The following is a 17383-nucleotide window of genomic DNA, read 5'->3' as shown; positions in this document are numbered from 1 at the left end:
ACCACATGCTCCACCGCTTGTGCAGGCCCCCGTCAATTCCTTTGAGTTTTAATCTTGCGACCGTACTCCCCAGGCGGATAACTTAATGCGTTAGCTGCGCCACCCAAGCACCATGTGCCCGGACAGCTAGTTATCATCGTTTACGGCGTGGACTACCAGGGTATCTAATCCTGTTTGCTCCCCACGCTTTCGCACCTCAGCGTCAATACCAGTCCAGTGAGCCGCCTTCGCCACTGGTGTTCTTCCGAATATCTACGAATTTCACCTCTACACTCGGAATTCCACTCACCTCTCCTGGATTCAAGCGATGCAGTCTTAAAGGCAATTCCGGAGTTGAGCCCCGGGCTTTCACCTCTAACTTACAAAGCCGCCTACGTGCGCTTTACGCCCAGTAATTCCGAACAACGCTAGCTCCCTCCGTATTACCGCGGCTGCTGGCACGGAGTTAGCCGGAGCTTATTCTCCCGGTACTGTCATTATCATCCCGGGTAAAAGAGCTTTACAACCCTAAGGCCTTCATCACTCACGCGGCATTGCTGGATCAGGCTTTCGCCCATTGTCCAATATTCCCCACTGCTGCCTCCCGTAGGAGTCTGGGCCGTGTCTCAGTCCCAGTGTGGCTGATCATCCTCTCAGACCAGCTAAGGATCGTCGCCTTGGTGAGCCTTTACCTCACCAACTAGCTAATCCTACGCGGGCTCATCCTTGGGCGATAAATCTTTGGACTTACGTCATCATCCGGTATTAGCAGTCATTTCTAACTGTTATTCCGAACCCAAGGGCAGATTCCCACGCGTTACGCACCCGTGCGCCACTAGATCCGAAGATCTCGTTCGACTTGCATGTGTTAGGCATGCCGCCAGCGTTCGTTCTGAGCCAGGATCAAACTCTCAAGTTTGATGTTCCATGACACCGAGGTGGAATAACCCCGATATCACAGCTCATTTCAAGGAGCCGTTCCTGCACAAATACATATTACTGTGGATATGTAATGAGACATATAGGAACGGCTATTTTAACCGAGTACCGAACGCCTTGAAGCCGTCCGAACCCGGGGCCGCCGCCCACATGTCCCTTCATCAAACCTACAATGTCAAAGAGCCAAAAACAGGGACGCTCGATCATCCCCTCTTACGGGGAAACCGCGCATCCTAGTTTTTTGCGACCGCTGCCGGGCTCCGAAGTGCCCCGCCGCTGCGGTGAACGGGCATATATGGAGCACTTTGATTCGCGTCAACAGCCATCGTGCAAATTACGCGTTTTTGGTCGGCAATTACCTCCCATGCCCCGAAAAACGGCTGAAATGCGCGGTTTCAATGATTGTCCCGCCGCGCCGGCGCCCCCCGGATGCGGGCCAGGAACGCGAGCCCGATGCCGCATGCGCGATTCGGCACCGGCGAATCGTACGCAATGATCCTCCGGCGCCCCGTCTCAGCCGCAATATGGACACCCCCGCGGGCGAGAGATGCCGTCGATCCGGCTGACCGACGGGGTGGCGGCTTCGCACCCGCGCCACATCCGGAAAGCGCGCTAAGCTTGACCGGGACCCCCGCAGCATTAAGGCCACGGCATGGATGACAAGGATTTCATCGAAGAGATGGGAACCGCGTTCCTCGCGCATCGCCTCAAACGGGCGTCCGAGGCATTGGTCGACGATATCAGCGCGCTGCTCGTCAGCCGCGGACTTGCCATACCCGGCCGCGGAGCATCCACCGTCCTGCTGCTGCACCGCGACGGCCCGATGGGCATCACCGAGATCGCACAGCGGCTGCGGCTGTCGCACCCGCTGATCATCCGGATGACGAACAAGCTTGTCGACGCGGAGCTGGCGACAACGTCGAGCGACCCGAACGACATGCGCCGGAGCGTCGTCGCGCTCACGCGCCAGGGGCACGAACAGGCCTTGAGGCTGGAGGCGTGCAACAAGGATATCGAACGCGCCATATCCGCGGTCTTTGACGAGATCGGCCTCGACATGCTGGCTGGCCTGACACGCCTCGAGTCCGCGCTCCGCACGCGACCGATCAGCGCCCGCGCTGCTGAAGAAGGCGCCGCTCAAACCGAGCGATGACGGCGCGCCGTCGAAATCGCGGTTGGTAGCATCAGGACCGCCCTTCGTCGCTGCACCCGTTGCGCGGCCCTATCGGCGTCGGCACCGAAACGACCGACATGTCCGAAGGACGGCACTGGCGAGAATTTGCCGGCCGCGTCCAGACGAGCATCGAAGACCTGAGGATCCGTTCGACCATGGTTGTCCACATGATCTCACATTATGCGTCAGTGGAGGTCGGCAAGCCTGTCACGCGTGGCCGAAGCCAGTCGCGGGAGGTGATCCTCGACGTGGTCGACCGCCTGCTGCGGGATCGCGCGGCCGATACGCTTTCGATGGAACTGGTCGCGCAGGAGGCCGGGCTCGTCCGGCGCACGGTCTACAACCACTTCGCCAATACGACGGACCTGTTCACGGTGTCGCGCAAACGCCTGCTCGCGGCGATCGCGCCACTGGCCCCCACCGAGGTCGCCCATGACCTTCCTCCGGTGGCCGCGCTTTGCGCCTTCGCCAATCGCGCGATCCGGCTGTTCACGGACCCGCGCCAGATCGAACTGATGCTCTCGATCGTACGCGACGGCCGCGCGCACCCCTGGCTGGCCCAGGCCTATGACCGGGAAATCCAGGGTCCGATGCGCGGCGCGCTCGAGCATTATTTCGGCATTGCCCACCGCGCGCATCTGTTCGCGCGCGATCCGCGCAGGGCAAGCTATCAACTGCTCTGGACGCTCGACGCCGCCGCCATGTCGCTCAGCGTATTTCGCGACGAAGAGACCAGTGCGGCGCTGGATGCGCATGCCGAAGGCGCGGTCCGCGCGTTCGTGACGCAATATTATCGGCCCGAGCGCGCACAGCTCGTGCGTCGCGCCTGATCCGCGCGCTCCCAGGCGCGCGGCCCGGCCATTTCGTTTTGTATGCGTAATGATTTGACTGCGGGCGCGGCGCTGGCCGCGCCTTTTCTGGGGGAGCGATTTCATGCGTCATTTCTGGATTGCGTTGGCGTCCGCCATTGCTGCGGGCTCGCCGGCCATCGCCGAACAATTGTCCCGTCCCGTCGCGCTGGGGGTGACCGGCATAGCGGATCAGACGCACAAGGGCGTCCGCATCCAGACCTTGCTTGACGACCATGGCGGGAAGTCCCTCGGCTTGCGCGTCGACGATGTCCTGCTGGCCGTCGATGGGCAGCCGACGCCTGATATGCCGACGCTGGCGGGTATTATCGCCGCCAAATCGGCGGGCGCGCCGATCCGGCTCGAAATTGATCGCGGGGGTGCGCGCAGGGCGCTTACGGGCAAGGCCCCCGAGCGTCCGCGCGAACGCTTCGCCAATGGCGTCGCCGACTATGGCGCGGTGGCATTCAAGGGCGGGCTCCTGCGCGACATCATGGCAACGCCGGCGGGCGGCGCGAAAGGGCCGGTGCTGTTCCTCGTGCAGGGCTATACCTGCGATCCCGTCGAAACGGCGAGCCCGGAATCGGCGCACCGTCAGTTGATCGACGGCCTGCTGGCGCGGGGCATCAGTACCTACCGCGTCGAAAAGCCGCAGGCGGGCGACAGCCGCGGTGGCCCCAGCTGCCTCGCCAGCGATTTCGAAACCGAAATGGCCGCATTTCGCGCGGGCTATGACGCTCTGGTGACGAAGCGCGGCATCGCCCCCGAACGCATCTTCATCCTTGGTCACTCGATGGGCGGAATCGAGGCGCCCCTGCTCGCGCAATATCGCGCGCCCGCGGGCGTCGCGGTTTACGGCACCGCGGTGCGCAACTGGCAGGACTATATGCTGGATGTGCTCCGGCTTCAGGGGTTCGTCGGCGCGAGCGAGGACCCCGTCGTCGGTGAGGGGCGCAGCGAAACGATGCGCAGCATCCTCCACGATTTCTTCAACACGCGCCAAACGCCCGCGCAGATCGCGGCAGCAGCGCCCGAAAACGGAAAGCTGCTGCGCGAATATCTGGCCTGGGACGGCGGCACGCAGATCTATGATCGCCATTACAGCTTCTGGCAGGGCCTCGCGGCACAGCGGCTCGTATCGACGTGGCGCGATGTCAAATCGAACGTGCTTTCAATCTATGGCGAAAGCGATGTCGAGGCGATCAGCAGCGCCGACCAGCGGATGATCGTCGACATCGTCAATCACTATCGGCCAGGCAGCGCGCGATTCATCGAGATCGCGCGCACCGGCCACGGGATGAGAATCGACGGCTCGCCACAGGAGGTGCGCCGCGCGCGCGCCGCAGGAACCTGGCCGCCCGCCGATCGCCGATTCAATCCCGCGATCGTCGAAACGATCGGGGACTGGATCGACGCTACATATGTCAGGCGATAGGCGTTGCGGCGTCCGGTCTCAGACGTCACGATCGCCGTTCCCATCACCCTCGCCTGAACCGCTGAGAACATGATTTCGCGCGTCAGCGCGGTTCGACGCGTTCCAGCTTCGGCGAGAGCAGATGCACCGCCAGCAGGGCGAGGAAATAGGCACTGCCCGCCACCGCGAACAGCGGGGTGTAGGTGCCGAAGCTGTCGAGGATGAAGCCGGCATATTTGGCCATCATCATCCCCCCGATCGCGCCCACGGTGCCGCCGATGCCTACAACCGAGCCAACCGCCGCGCGGGGGAAGAGGTCGGAAGGAAGCGTATAGAGGTTCGCCGAAAACGCCTGATGCGCGGCGGTGGCGATACCGATCACGAGCACCGCGAGCCAGAGATTGTCGATATTCTGCGCGAAGAAGATCGGTACCACCGCGACCGCACAGGCCAGCATCGTGGCCTTGCGCGCGAAATTGACGCTGCGTCCCGCCTTCATCAGCCGCGACGACATCCAGCCGCCCGCGATGCTGCCGACATCCGACAACAGATAGATGGCAACAAGCGGCGGACCGAAGCTGAGCAGGTCGAGCCCGTAGCGCGTGCCGAGATAGCCGGGCAGCCAGAACAGGAAGAACCACCAGATCGGATCGATGAAGAACTTGCCGAGCGCATAGGCCCAGGTTTCCTTGATGCGGATCAGCGTCTTCCAGGGGATGGCGACCACGGGGTCTGCCGGATCCTGCTCGATCCAGTCGAGTTCCTGCGTCGAAACGCGGCTGTGCTCGCGCGGGCGGCGATACATCAGCCACCATGCGATGAGCCAGACGAAGCTGGCGAGCCCCGTGATGACGAAGGCCATGCGCCAGCCATAGGCGATGGTCAGCCATGGCACGAGCAGCGGCGTGATGATTGCGCCGACATTGGCGCCGGCGTTGAACACGCCGATCGCGAAGGCGCGTTCCTTTGCGGGAAACCATTCGGTGACCGCCTTGATGCCTGCGGGGAAATTGCCCGCCTCGCCGATGCCGAGGCCGAAGCGCGCCATCGCGAACTGCGTTACCGAATATGCGCCGCCATGCGCGATGTGCGCGACCTGCCAGATCACGAAGGCGACCGCGTATCCCATGCGCGCGCCGACGACGTCGACGATGCGGCCAAAGCCGATGTAACCGATCGCATAGGCCGCCTGAAACCAGAAGATGACGTTGGCGAAATCGGTCTCGGTCCAGCCGAGCTCGGCCGAAAGCGTCGGCTTGAGCACGCCGATCATCTGGCGATCGATATAGTTGATGACCGTGGCGGCGAAGAGCAGCCCGACGATTACCCAGCGATAGCGGCCCGCACGCGCGGCCGCCCTTGCGACACCATCTGCCTCGATCGAGGTCATCCACTCTCTCCCGTTTATCGCGCGGCCGCTGCCTCTATCGTGCAGCGCACCGCATAGTCCGCGCCAAAGCGCGCTTCAACCGACGCACCCGGCGCCACGCGGTGAACCCCCGTCACCGCGCCCGATGATATCCATTGGCCTTTTTGGAGCGCGATTCCCCTTTGCGCCATCAGCTCGAACAGGAAGCGGGCCGCGCCCAGGGGACCGTCGGGCATCGTCTCCGCCAGTCCCGTGCCCGCCACTACACCGTCGATCGTCAGCGTGACGGGCCAGGTCGCGAACCCGGCGCTCCGCCAGTCCAGGACCTCCGCGCCAACGACCAGGCCATTATTGTTGCCAAAGTCCGAAGCGGTGACCGCCGGCCCAAGATCGTTGATCGCGCCGAGCGGCGAGCTCGCAATCTCGAGCCCGACATGAACGGCGTCGATCAGATCGGCAGCTTCCTCAAGCGAATATTGGCGCTTCGCGGGGTCCGGCTGGGTGCCGATGCGCAACAGATATTCGGCCTCGACCGCGCCGAAGCCATCTTCGAAGACCGTCATGGAAACCGGTTTCCCAACCTGATCGAAAAATACCGTCGCGCCAAAGATCGGTCCGGCGAGTCGATCGGCACCGAACTGCGCGTCCAGCGGCGGCATGATCCGGCCAACCTTCCACCCCGCGACCGAGTCGCCGTGGAGCCGAATTGCCGTATCCTGCACTGAATACGCGGATTTCAGCGATTCAGGGATGGTTCCGGGATAGTCGGCAAGACCCCGCGCAGCGCGGCGTGCCGACACAAACGCCTCGGCGATCCGGTCTTGCTCAATCCCGGCCTGCGTTTCTTCCACCCTCGGCTACTCCCCTGACTGCTTGTCGATTGCTTCTCACTGACGTATTGGAAACCGGTGTCATTGGCAAGAAGGCAATGCGATGAAGCCCATTTCATGGCGGGTCGGTGTGACCTCTCTCGGCGCAGTTGCGCTGTCCGCGTGCGCGAATACGCCGCCGCTTTCGGTGCCTGACGAATTATGGCTGCAGCGCGATGGCCGACGCGTCGCCCAGCTCGTCCCGCTCGCGGCGCCCGATCCCCGGCTGACATCTGTGCAGGCGACGCCGCCGGCGGGATTTGTGCATCCGCTGCTGAGTGGCAACGGGACGGTGCTGACCGAGATCTATCCCGCGGACCATATTCATCATCGCGGACTGTTCTGGGCCTGGCACCAGATCCTGCTCGACGGCGTACAGAGCGAGGATGGGTGGCTGTTGACGGGAATGACTTTCAGGCCCGTTGCGAGCGCGGTCACCGATCAGGGCCGGCGGGGCAGCATGACGACCGATTGGGTGGTCGCGGGACGCCCAGTGCTGCGCGAGCACGCGCAAATCGAAGCCACCGCACAGGGGCTCTCGCTGCGCGTGACGCTCTCGGCGCTGGTTGACGGCCTCGCGCTCGGCGGCAGTGCCGACGACAAGGGTTATGGCGGCATCTCGCTTCGGTTGCGCGATGCCGAGAAGCTGCGCTTCGAAAGCGGCGCGACGCCCGTCGAAGCGCGGCGGCAGGCGGTCGCGGCGGGGCCCTTGATGCGCTTCACCTGGGATTCTCCCGACCCGTCCCTGCCCCGTGCGATCACGATGCGGTGTTCGGTCGACGGGAAGCCGATTTCGACATGGATCCTCCGGCGCGAGAAGAGCATGCAGAATTGTGTCTGGCCGGGCGCGACGCCTGTCAGCCTTCCGCGCGGAAAACCTGTCGTTCTGACCGCCGAGATCGGGATCGAGGACTAGGGCTCAGCGCGCGAGAAGCTCTGCGATCCTGCCCTTCGCAAGCGCATCGAAAGCGTCCGAGACCGCAGCCCGAAATTCGGGGTCGGTTGCCAGCGCAGGCGGGAAAATGGCACGGATTGCGAGCAGACGTTCGACCAGTCCTTCAGCCGATCCGCCCGCCGCCAGCAGGTCATCGGCCAGCGGATCGACGATCGGAACGCCGCTCCGCGCGCGATCATGCACAAAGGCCATCCACGCCGCGATGGGCACGACCAGCCGCTCGATCGGCCGCCCCGCCTGTCGCGCCTCGCCGATCGTGTCGAGCAGGCGATAGGGAAGCTTTTGCGACCCATCCCACGCGATCTGGGACAGCAGGTGGCAGATCGCAGGATTGCGAAAGCGCGCGAATATTGCGCTGGTGTAAGCGCCCGGATCCAGTCCCTCCACGCGCTGCAGGCCCGGCACGACATCCTGGCGCACCATGCGTTCCGTAAATGCCGCGAGCGCCGCGTCGGTCATCGCCTCGCGCACGCTTTCATGGCCCAGCGCGAGGCCCAGATAGGCGAGCGTGCTGTGCGCCCCGTTCAATATGCGCAGCTTCGCACGCTCATAGCCCGCGACGCTCGATGAACGGATGACACCGACGCTCTCGAGATCGGGCTCGCCCGAAATCGGCCCCCCCTCGATCACCCATTGGGCAAAGCCTTCGCGCTGGACGGCGGCGTCATCCACTACGCCGAGCCGTGCCGCCGTCTGGTCGAGAAATGCTGCGTCGCTCGCCGGCGTGATCGAATCGACCATGGTGTCGGGAAAATGCGCCCTATCGGCTATCCAGCGCGACAGGTCGGCGTCGCGCAGTGCGGCGAGCGCGAGCACCGCCGCGCGCAGTTTTGCGCCATTGCCGGTCATATTGTCGCAGCACAGGACGGTGAAGGGCCGCAATTGCGCGCTGCGTCGCGCGGCCAGGGCATTCACCAGCCACCCTATCACGCTGTGCGGCGTGGCCGGATTGGCGATGTCGTGGAGGATGTCGCCGTGACCGAGATCGAGTTCGCCAGTGCCGTCGAGACAATAGCCCTTTTCGGTCACCGTCGTGGTCACGATATGCGTGTCGGGCGCGGCCAGTAATGCCGCGAGCCGTTCGGAATCGCGCGGTCCCAGCCAGGCGCGATGTGCGCCGATGACGCGCGTCGAGGGTGCCTCGTCGAGGATCGACAGGCTGTAGAGGCCATCCTGCCGCGCCAGCGCCTCGATCGTGTCGGGCGTACGCAGCGACGCGGCGGCGATCCCCCAGCGCGGATCGCTGGCTAGCAGCCGGTCGAAATAATCGGCCTGATGCGCGCGATGAAAGGCGCCGGGACCGAAATGGACGATGCCCGTCGCGATCGACGCGGGATGATATGCGGGGCGACCGATCGCGGCCGGCAGCTGTGCAAGCGTGGCGAGCGAGAGCCGTTTCACAGCGTCACCCCGCGCTTCCACAAGGCAATTTCGCGCTCATCATTGCGCTCGGCAGCAGTCGGCGCGCCCGACGCCGCAGCGAGCATGACATCAAGTAGCGCCTCGGTCGCGACATCGAAGCCGCGGGTGAGCACGATGCCCGCATCGAAATCGATCCAGCCGGGCTTGCGCCGGGCGAGCTCGCTGTTCGATGCGATCTTGATCGTGGGCACGGGAAAGCCGAGTGGCGTCCCCCGCCCCGTCGTGAACAGAATCATGGTCGCGCCGGCGGCAGCGAGGGCAGTCGACGACACCGCGTCATTGCCGGGCGCCTCGAGCAGGGTCAGCCCTGAACGCCGTATGCGTTCTCCATAGAGGCGCACATCGGTGACGCGCGCGTGCCCCGCCTTTTGCACCGCGCCGAGCGACTTTTCTTCAAGCGTCGTGATGCCGCCCGCGATATTGCCGGGCGAGGGGTTCTCCGAAACGGGCTCGCCGTGCGCGAGAAAATATTGCTTGAAGCCGTTCACCAGCGCCACGGTCGCGCCAAAGACATGCTTGTCGGCCGCGCGGCGCATCAGCAATTCCTCGGCGCCGAAGATCTCGGGGATTTCGGTCAGGATGGCGCCACCGCCCGCATCGGTGACTGCATCGCTGATGCGCCCCACGAGCGGATTGGCGGTCAACCCGCTATAGCCGTCCGAACCACCGCATTTCACGCCGATGACGAGCTTGTCGAGCGCGACCGTGGTGCGCTGCGCGAGCGACGCGGTCGCGACGAGCGCATCGACCAGCGCAACGCCCTCCGCCACCTCGTCGCCTGCCTCCTGCGCACCCAGCACGCGCACATTGCGGCGGATTTCGGGAGCGATCGCGTCGAGCAGCGCGGCGGTCTGATTGGATTCGCAGCCGAGCCCGACGATCAGGACGCCCGCCGCATTTGGGTTGCTTGCGAGCCCTGCAAGCGTCGAACGGGTGTTCTCCAGATCATCGCCAAGCTGCGAACAGCCAAAGGGATGGGTGAAGGCGTAAATGCCGTCGACCGCACCGCGATGCCGGGCATGCGCGATCGCCGCGATTTTCTCGGCGGTGCGCGCGACACATCCAACAGTCGGCAATATCCATATCTCATTGCGCGTGGCCACGCGGCCATCGGCGCGCACATATCCCTCGAAGCCGCGTGCCGGCTGCTCTGGTTTCGCCGGCTGACGGGTATCGGGCACGAAGCGATAGTCGCGCGCGCCCGTCAACGCGGTGGCCAGATTGTGGCTGTGAACGTGGTCGCCCGCGGCGATCGCGGCGCTCGCCGTGCCGATCGGATATCCGAACTTGATCACTGGCTCGCCCGCGCGGATCGGTGCCAGCGCGATCTTGTGTCCGGCGGGTACGGCCTCCGCCGCCACAAGCTTCGCCTCGCCGATCGTCAGCAATTCGCCTGCCGCAACATCGCGCAACACGGTTGCGACGCTGTCCTCGGGCGTAATCCTGATGATCGCAGATTCGGTCACGGCTTGATCCTCTCCTCATCTCTTTGGTAACCGGTGTCAGCGAACGAAGCAATTCCCGTCGGGGGCGATTGGCGCGCGCGGGACTTAGAGCTATGCCAATGCCCATGAAAAAGAGCGCACAACCGACGATCAATGATGTTGCCCGTATTGCCGGCGTGTCCAAGAAGACCGTCAGTCGCGTCATCAACCATTCGCCACTCCTCAATGACGACACGCGCAAGCGCGTGCTCGGTGTCATAGACGAGCTCGGCTATATTCCGAACCCTCAGGCGCGTGCACTTGCGCTCCGGCGCAATTTCCTGATCGGACTCGTTCACGACAACCCGACCGCGCAAACCGTGCTGAGCGTGCAGCAGGGCATATTGGAAACCCTGCGCGAAACCGAGTTCGAGCTTGTGATCCACCCGGTCAACCGCGGCTCGACGACGATGCTGGACGACATTCGTCGTTTCCTCGAGCGGCAGCGGCTGTTTGGCGTGATGCTGATGCCCCCGATCTCCGAGAACGACCAGCTCGCGAGGCTGTGCGACGAAATCGGTTGCCGCTATGTGCGCATGGGCTCGGCCGAGCTCGATACCGCCGAACACATGGTTGCTTCGAACGATCGCGAGGCCGTACGCGCCGCCACCGAATATCTGATCGAAACCGGGCATCGCCGGATCGGGCTGGTCCTCGGCCCCCACGGCTTTCGATCAGCGCAGGAGCGGCGCCAGGGATTTGAGGACGCCATCGCGGCCGCGGGGATCGCGCTGCCCGGCAGCCTGATCGCTGAAGGCAACTACACCTTCGAATCCGGCCTCGCCGGCGGCGACCGCCTTCTCGACCATCTCCCCCGCCCCACCGCGATCTTTGCGTCGAACGACGAAATGGCGGCGGGGGTCATCCATGCGGCGCGGCAGCGCGGACTGGAAGTGCCGCGCGACCTGTCGGTGATCGGTTTCGACGACAATCCGATCGCGGCGCATATCTGGCCGCCACTCACCACGGTACGCTGGCCGATCGCGACCATGGCGCGCTCGGCCGCGCTGAAGCTGGTCGGTGATGCGACGGGCAAGGGCAATGCCGAGGCCGAGCCGTCGATGTTCCTGTCCTCGCTGATCCGCCGCGCCTCGGTCGCGGCGCCGCCCAATGGCGATTGAACGGAACAATGGCAGGTCCCGTTTTTCGGGCCTTGAAGAATTTTCTGACACCGGTTACCACTAGGCCATTCAGGCCCGCACAAGGGACTCGGGAGAGCGATGAAAAGGCCGCTGCAATTGAACGACGACCGGCTGTTCCCGGCGGATGCGCGCATGCGCGACATTGCGCGGGCGCTGTATCGCGAGGTGGCCAGCCTCCCCATCATCAGCCCGCACGGACATACCGACCCCGCGTGGTTTGCAAGCGATGCTCCGTGGAGCAACGCCACCGAACTGCTGCTCGCGCCCGACCATTATCTCTACCGCATGCTCTACAGCCAGGGGATTGCGCTCGACGCATTGGGCGTGCCCGACCGCAATGGCGCGCCGGCAACCGACCCGCGCGACGCCTGGCGCGTGCTCGCGTCGCATTTTCACCTTTTTCGCGGCACCCCGTCGCGCATGTGGCTGGATCATGTGTTTGCCGAGGTCTTCGGCTTCGACACCGCGCTGTCGGCCGAGACCGCCGATCAGCATTTCGATGCGATCGGCGCAGCGCTGGCGACACCCGCCTTTCGCCCCCGCGCGCTGTTCGAGCGGTTCGGGATCGAATTGCTTGCGACCACCGAGGGCGCGCACGAGGATCTCGACCATCACGGCGCCATCCGCGCGTCGGGCTGGAAGGGACGCGTGGTCACCACCTATCGTCCCGACGCGGTCGTCGATCCCGAGCATCACGATTTCGCAACCGCCATGGCGCGCTTTGCCGAACTGACGGGCGAAGATGTCTATGACTGGAAGGGATATCTCGCCGCGCATCGCAAGCGCCGCGCTGATTTCCGCGCAGCGGGCGCCACCGCGACCGATCACGGGCACCCGACCGCCGCCACCGCGAACCTGTCCAGCGACGAGGCCGAGCGGCTTTTCCGCCACATCGTGACGGGCAACTCGACACCCGCCGACGCCGAACTGTTCCGCGCGCAAATGCTCACCGAGCTTGCCGCGATGAGCGTCGAGGACGGCATGGTGATGCAGATCCACCCCGGATCCTGCCGCAACCACAATCACCGGCTGTTCGAAAGCCATGGCCGTGACAAGGGTGCCGACATCCCGATGCGCACCGACTATGTCCATGCGCTGAAGCCGCTGCTCGACCGTTTCGGCACCGAGACGCGGCTGTCGATCATCCTCTTCACGCTCGACGAATCCACCTATGCGCGCGAGCTGGCGCCGCTTGCCGGGCATTATCCGTGCCTCAAGCTCGGCCCCGCCTGGTGGTTCCACGACAGCCCCGAAGGCATGCGCCGCTTCCGCGAGATGACGACCGAGACCGCGGGCTTCTACAACACCGTCGGCTTCAACGACGATACGCGCGCCTTCCTCTCGATCCCCGCGCGCCACGATGTCGCGCGCCGCGTCGACTGCGCCTTCCTCGCGCGGCTGGTGGCCGAGCACCGGCTTGCCGACTGGGAGGCCGCCGAGCTGGCGCATGAGCTCACCTATGGCCTCGTCAGAAAGGCCTACAAGCTCGACGACCCCGCATTTTTTCCGGCTGCCGCGGCAGCCTGAACCGATCGCCCAATGGAGTAGATGATGTTCGACCGTACCTATTACGCCACGCACCCCGACATGATGGAGTGCGTCTCCAATGACGAACTGCGCGATCGCTACCTGATCTCGAACCTCTTCCGCGCGGGCGAATGCGTGCTGAACTACACCCATGCTGATCGCTTCGTCATCGGCGGCGTGCAGGTCGAGGCCACGCCGGTGACGCTGCCCGCACAGACCGAGCCGCCCTCGGCCGTGGGCCACCCGTTCCTCGAGCGCCGCGAACTGGCGATCGTCAACGTCGGCAAGGTCGACGGCACCGTCACCGTCGATGGCGAGAGCTTCGCGCTGAGCAACAAGGATTGCCTCTATGTGACGATGGGCGCCAAGGACGTGGTGTTCTCGGGCAAAGGCGCGCGCTTCTACCTTGCGTCTTGCCCCGCGCACAAAGCCTTCACCACGCGCAAGCTCTCGATCGCCGACGCCAATGCGCTCGAGCGCGGCAGCCTCGAGGAATCGAACGAGCGCACGATCTTCCAGCTCGTCATTCCGGGCGTCTGCGACAGCGCGCAGCTCGTCATGGGGCTGACCGTGCTCAAGCCCGGCAGCGTGTGGAACACCATGCCCCCGCACATCCATGAGCGCCGCAGCGAGATCTATTTCTACTTCGAGCTCGACGGCGAGAATGACCGCGTCTTCCACTACATGGGCGAAGGCGAAGCCATGCGCCACATCGTGATGGCCAACGAGGAAGCGGTGATCTCGCCGCCCTGGTCGATCCATATGGGCTCGGGCACCAAGGCCTATGCCTTCATCTGGGCGATGGCGGGCGAGAACCAGGACTATACCGACATGAACGTCCTCGACATCTGCCAGCTGGCGTGAGCGGCATGTTCGATCTTTCGGGCAAGGTGGCGGTCGTCACCGGCGCCAATACGGGCATCGGCCAGGGCATCGCGCTCGCGCTTGCCGCGGCCGGCGCAGATATCGCGGCGGTGGGACGCTCGGCCGCCGAAGAAACGGTGCTCAAGGTTCGTTCGATGGGACGGCGCGCCGAGATCATCAGCGCCGACCTGTCGACGATCGAACCCGTCGCGCGTGTCGTCGAGGAAACCCTCGACAAGCTCGGCGGGCTGGACATCCTCGTCAACAATGCGGGCATCATCCGCCGCGCCGACAGCGTCGATTTCACCGAGGAAGACTGGGACGCGGTGATCGACACCAACCTCAAATCGGTGTTCTTCCTGTGCCAGGCCGCCGCAAGGCACATGATCCCCAATGGCGGCGGCAAGATCATCAACATCGCCTCGATGCTGACCTTTCAGGGCGGCATCCGCGTACCGAGCTATACCGCCTCCAAAAGCGGCATTGGCGGTCTCACCAAGCTGCTCGCAAACGAGTGGGCGGCCAAGGGCATCAACGTCAACGCGATCGCGCCCGGCTATATCGCCACCAACAACACCGCGGCGCTCCAGGACGACGAGACGCGCAACCGCCAGATCATGGAGCGCATTCCCGCGGGTCGCTGGGGCCGCCCCGAAGACATGGGGGGCGCTGCGGTGTTCCTGGCGTCCCCGGCGGCCGATTATGTCCAGGGCCATGTGCTGGCCGTGGACGGCGGCTGGCTCGCGCGCTGATACGACAGGGGGGACAGCTTGGCCGGTCGCATCGTCTTTTTCGGGGAACTGCTGCTCCGCCTGACCGCGCCGGGGCGCGAACTGCTGCTGCAATCGGGCCATCTCGACGTGCATGTCGGCGGCGCCGAGGCCAATGTCGCGGTTGGACTGGCGCGGCTGGATCACGAGACCGCGATGGTGAGCGCGGTCCCCACCAATCCGCTGGGACAGGCGGCCGTATCGGCGCTGCGCGGCCACGGTGTCGATTGCAGCGCGGTGCAGCGTCGCGAAGGGCGGATGGGCCTCTATTTCCTGACCCCCGGGGCGGGCCTGCGCGCGTCGGAGGTGGTCTATGACCGCGCGGGTTCGAGCTTCGCCGAGGCGCCCGCCGACGCCTTTGACTGGCCCGCACTGCTCAGGGGCGCAAGCCGGCTGCACCTTTCGGGGATCACGCCCGCGCTTGGCCCCGCGACCGCCGCTGCCGCGATCGCCGCGGCCGAGGCGGCGTCTGCGCTTGGCGTGCCCGTATCGTTCGACGGCAATTACCGCGCGCGGCTCTGGGAGAGCTGGGACAGCGACCCCAAGGCGGTGCTGACGAAGCTGGTCGGCCATGCCGACATATTGTTCGGCAATCACCGCGACGTATCGCTGCTGCTTGGCGAGACCTTCCACGGCGACGGCCCCGAGCGACGGCGCGAGGCGGCCGAGGCCGCCTTTGCCGCCTTTCCGAAGCTCAGGCTGATCGCATCGACCGCGCGCCATGTCGACGACGCGGACCGGCACCGCATCGCCGCGCGCATCGACACGCGCGAGGGCGAACACCAGACCGACGAGGTGGTCGTCGCGGGCATCGTCGACCGGATCGGCGCGGGCGACGCCTTTGCCGCGGGCGTGCTGCACGGGCTGCATATCGGCGCCGATCTCGACTGGACGGTGCGTGCAGGGCTCGCGCTCACCTGCCTCAAACATTCGCTGCCCGGCGATGCCAGCCTGTTCGGCCGCGCCGATATCGACGCCTTCCTGTCCGGCGAACTGGATGTCCGACGCTAAGGTCACGCGCCGCGCCGCGATGGTCGGCGGGATAGCGCTCGGCATCGCGCCTTCGATCCTGTCCGCGCGTACGTCTGCCGATGTGCGCGCGTCCGGCGGCTGGTATGCCGGGCTCGACGAAAGCGGCATCAAGGTCTTTCGCGGGATCCGCTACGGCGAGGACACGCGCAAAAACCGGTTCAGCGCGCCCGTTGCGCCCAGGGTCAGCCGCACGATCCAGCAGGCCACCCAGTTCGCCGCGTCGTGCCCGCAGAAGGGCGACCGTTACGCGCGCACCAGCGAGGACTGCCTGTTCCTCAACATCTGGACGCCCGAGGCCGATCCGCGCGCGAAGCGCCCGGTGATGCTCTATATTCATGGCGGCGCCTATTCGACGGGCAGCGTCATCGACCCGCTCAATTTCGGGCATCATCTCGCGGCGCGCGAGGACGTGGTGGTCGTCACGGTCAATCACCGGCTCAACGCGCTCGGCTATCTCTACCTTGCGCGGCTCGATCCACGGTTTGCCGATAGCGGCAATGCCGGGCAGCTCGACCTGATCCTCGCGCTCCAATGGGTGCGCGACAATATCGCGGCGTTCGGCGGCGATCCCGGTCGCGTGATGGTGTTCGGCCAGTCGGGGGGCGGCGCCAAGATCGCGACGATGATGGGGATGCCCGCCGCAAAGGGCCTGTTCCACGCTGCTGCGACGATGAGCGGGCAGCAGGTGACCGCATCGGGGCCACTCAATGCCACCGCACGCGCACGCGCCTACCTGGCCGCGCTGGGTATGGCGGAGACCAGCCTCGACACGCTGCTTGACCTGCCGACCGAGCGGCTTGTGGAAGCGCTCGAGGCGACCGATCCGGTGCTTGGCGGCGGCGTCTATATGGGCCCGGTGCTCGACATGAAATGGCTCACGCGCCACCCCTTCTGGCCCGATCCCAATCCGCAGTCCAACGCGATGCCGATGATCCTCGGCAACACGCGCGACGAGACGCGCGCCTTTATCGATCCCGACGGCCCCAAGCTGCAGGGCCTGAACTGGGACAATCTCGCGGAGCGGATCGCGCCCGAACTCAAGGTCGATATCCTGCCCGAATGGGTCGTGGCCGAATTCCGCAAGCGCTATCCGGCATATTCGCCCGCCGACATCTTCTATGCCGCGACCACATCCGGGCGAAGCTGGCGCGGTCAGGTCGAGGAGGCCGATGCGCGCGCGCGGGCGGGCGCCGCGCGCACCTGGGTCTATCAGCTCGATTTCCGGTCGCCGACCCGCCCCGAGCGCGGCGCACCGCACGCGCATGACATCCCGCTCGTCTTCGGCACGCTCGACGCCGAAGGATCGCTGACCGGGACGGGCGCCGATGCGCAGCGCGTGAGCGCGCAGATGATGACGGCCTTCGCCGCGCTGGCACGGAGCGGAAGCCCCGGTCACGCGCGCCTTCCCGACTGGCCCGCTTATGCGCTGCCGGAACGCGCGACGATGGTTTTCGACACAGAGACGCGCGCCGTCAACGACCCGCGCCAATGGGAACGCGAGCTGTTCGCGCGCGTACCCTATATCCAGCCGGGAAGCTGAACGGTCGCGCTTAGCTTCACTTAGATTCACAGTTTTCTCACAAACGCGCATCCCG

At 65.1% G+C, this 17383-nt stretch carries 14 protein-coding genes and 1 rRNA gene; 10 read left to right on the top strand and 5 right to left on the bottom strand.

The features are described 5' to 3' along the window. Window positions 1-898 (bottom strand): 16S ribosomal RNA (locus tag MKI88_RS07765); the annotation flags it as partial. 672 nt (window positions 899-1570) lie between these two features. Here MKI88_RS07765 and MKI88_RS07760 point away from each other — a divergent pair. The 3 genes from MKI88_RS07760 (at window position 1571) to MKI88_RS07750 (ending at window position 4375) form a co-directional block, all read left to right on the top strand. After that, the gene (locus MKI88_RS07760; protein WP_241630483.1) at window positions 1571-2071 is read left to right on the top strand and encodes a MarR family winged helix-turn-helix transcriptional regulator; all 501 of its coding nucleotides are present in this window, start codon (window positions 1571-1573) and stop codon (window positions 2069-2071) included. Between the two features lie 98 nt (window positions 2072-2169). Further along, window positions 2170-2922, top strand: a complete 753-nt coding sequence (locus MKI88_RS07755; RefSeq protein WP_241630482.1) for a TetR/AcrR family transcriptional regulator — start codon at window positions 2170-2172, stop codon at window positions 2920-2922. Between the two features lie 103 nt (window positions 2923-3025). Beyond that, window positions 3026-4375 carry an alpha/beta fold hydrolase gene (locus MKI88_RS07750; RefSeq protein ID WP_241630480.1) on the top strand — a complete coding sequence of 450 codons (1350 nt, stop codon included), beginning with the start codon at window positions 3026-3028 and terminating at the stop codon, window positions 4373-4375. An 82-nt stretch (window positions 4376-4457) separates the two neighbouring features. Here the strand turns inward: MKI88_RS07750 and MKI88_RS07745 are convergent, their stop codons facing one another. Together MKI88_RS07745 and MKI88_RS07740 are read right to left on the bottom strand one after the other, a co-directional pair. Continuing rightward, entirely contained in the window at window positions 4458-5744 is a 1287-nt protein-coding gene (locus tag MKI88_RS07745; RefSeq protein ID WP_241630478.1) for an MFS transporter, read from the bottom strand. A 14-nt stretch (window positions 5745-5758) separates the two neighbouring features. Further along, a complete protein-coding gene (locus MKI88_RS07740) occupies window positions 5759-6574 on the bottom strand; it encodes a 2-keto-4-pentenoate hydratase (RefSeq protein WP_241630476.1) in 816 nt (271 codons plus the stop codon). A gap of 82 nt (window positions 6575-6656) precedes the next feature. On the opposite strand from MKI88_RS07740, the gene MKI88_RS07735 reads away from it, so the two are divergent. Beyond that, complete coding sequence (locus MKI88_RS07735; protein WP_241630474.1) at window positions 6657-7508, top strand: DUF6807 family protein; 852 nt, start codon at window positions 6657-6659, stop codon at window positions 7506-7508. 3 nt (window positions 7509-7511) lie between these two features. Here the strand turns inward: MKI88_RS07735 and MKI88_RS07730 are convergent, their stop codons facing one another. Together MKI88_RS07730 and MKI88_RS07725 are read right to left on the bottom strand one after the other, a co-directional pair. Further along, entirely contained in the window at window positions 7512-8948 is a 1437-nt protein-coding gene (locus tag MKI88_RS07730; RefSeq protein WP_241630473.1) for a mannitol dehydrogenase family protein, read from the bottom strand. Then, on the bottom strand, window positions 8945-10435 hold the full coding sequence (locus MKI88_RS07725) for a UxaA family hydrolase (protein WP_241630471.1): 1491 nt from the start codon (window positions 10433-10435) through the stop codon (window positions 8945-8947). The genes MKI88_RS07730 and MKI88_RS07725 overlap by 4 nt, the downstream gene beginning before the upstream one ends. A gap of 104 nt (window positions 10436-10539) precedes the next feature. On the opposite strand from MKI88_RS07725, the gene MKI88_RS07720 reads away from it, so the two are divergent. The 6 genes from MKI88_RS07720 to MKI88_RS07695 all read left to right on the top strand — a co-directional run bounded on the left by MKI88_RS07720 (window position 10540) and on the right by MKI88_RS07695 (window position 17328). Then, the gene (locus MKI88_RS07720; RefSeq protein ID WP_241630496.1) at window positions 10540-11574 is read left to right on the top strand and encodes a LacI family DNA-binding transcriptional regulator; all 1035 of its coding nucleotides are present in this window, start codon (window positions 10540-10542) and stop codon (window positions 11572-11574) included. 99 nt (window positions 11575-11673) lie between these two features. Next, window positions 11674-13122, top strand: a complete 1449-nt coding sequence (gene uxaC / locus MKI88_RS07715) for a glucuronate isomerase (protein WP_241630468.1) — start codon at window positions 11674-11676, stop codon at window positions 13120-13122. Window positions 13123-13146: 24 nt separating this feature from the next. Then, on the top strand, window positions 13147-13986 hold the full coding sequence (gene kduI, locus MKI88_RS07710) for a 5-dehydro-4-deoxy-D-glucuronate isomerase (RefSeq protein ID WP_241630466.1): 840 nt from the start codon (window positions 13147-13149) through the stop codon (window positions 13984-13986). Continuing rightward, window positions 13983-14738: a 2-dehydro-3-deoxy-D-gluconate 5-dehydrogenase KduD gene (gene kduD, locus MKI88_RS07705; protein ID WP_241630463.1), complete on the top strand. Its 756-nt coding sequence runs from the start codon at window positions 13983-13985 to the stop codon at window positions 14736-14738. The genes kduI and kduD overlap by 4 nt, the downstream gene beginning before the upstream one ends. 18 nt (window positions 14739-14756) lie before the next feature. Next, window positions 14757-15767: a sugar kinase gene (locus MKI88_RS07700; RefSeq protein ID WP_241630461.1), complete on the top strand. Its 1011-nt coding sequence runs from the start codon at window positions 14757-14759 to the stop codon at window positions 15765-15767. Further along, entirely contained in the window at window positions 15754-17328 is a 1575-nt protein-coding gene (locus MKI88_RS07695; RefSeq protein ID WP_241630459.1) for a carboxylesterase/lipase family protein, read from the top strand. Before MKI88_RS07700 ends, MKI88_RS07695 begins: the two co-directional genes overlap by 14 nt. Window positions 17329-17383 lie beyond the last annotated feature (55 nt).

The sequence above is a fragment of the Sphingomonas sp. LaA6.9 genome (assembly GCF_022601895.1).
Classification (GTDB): domain Bacteria; phylum Pseudomonadota; class Alphaproteobacteria; order Sphingomonadales; family Sphingomonadaceae; genus Sphingobium_A.
Note: the sequence above shows the minus strand (reverse complement) of the source record. Positions and strands in the feature narration are given on the sequence as shown.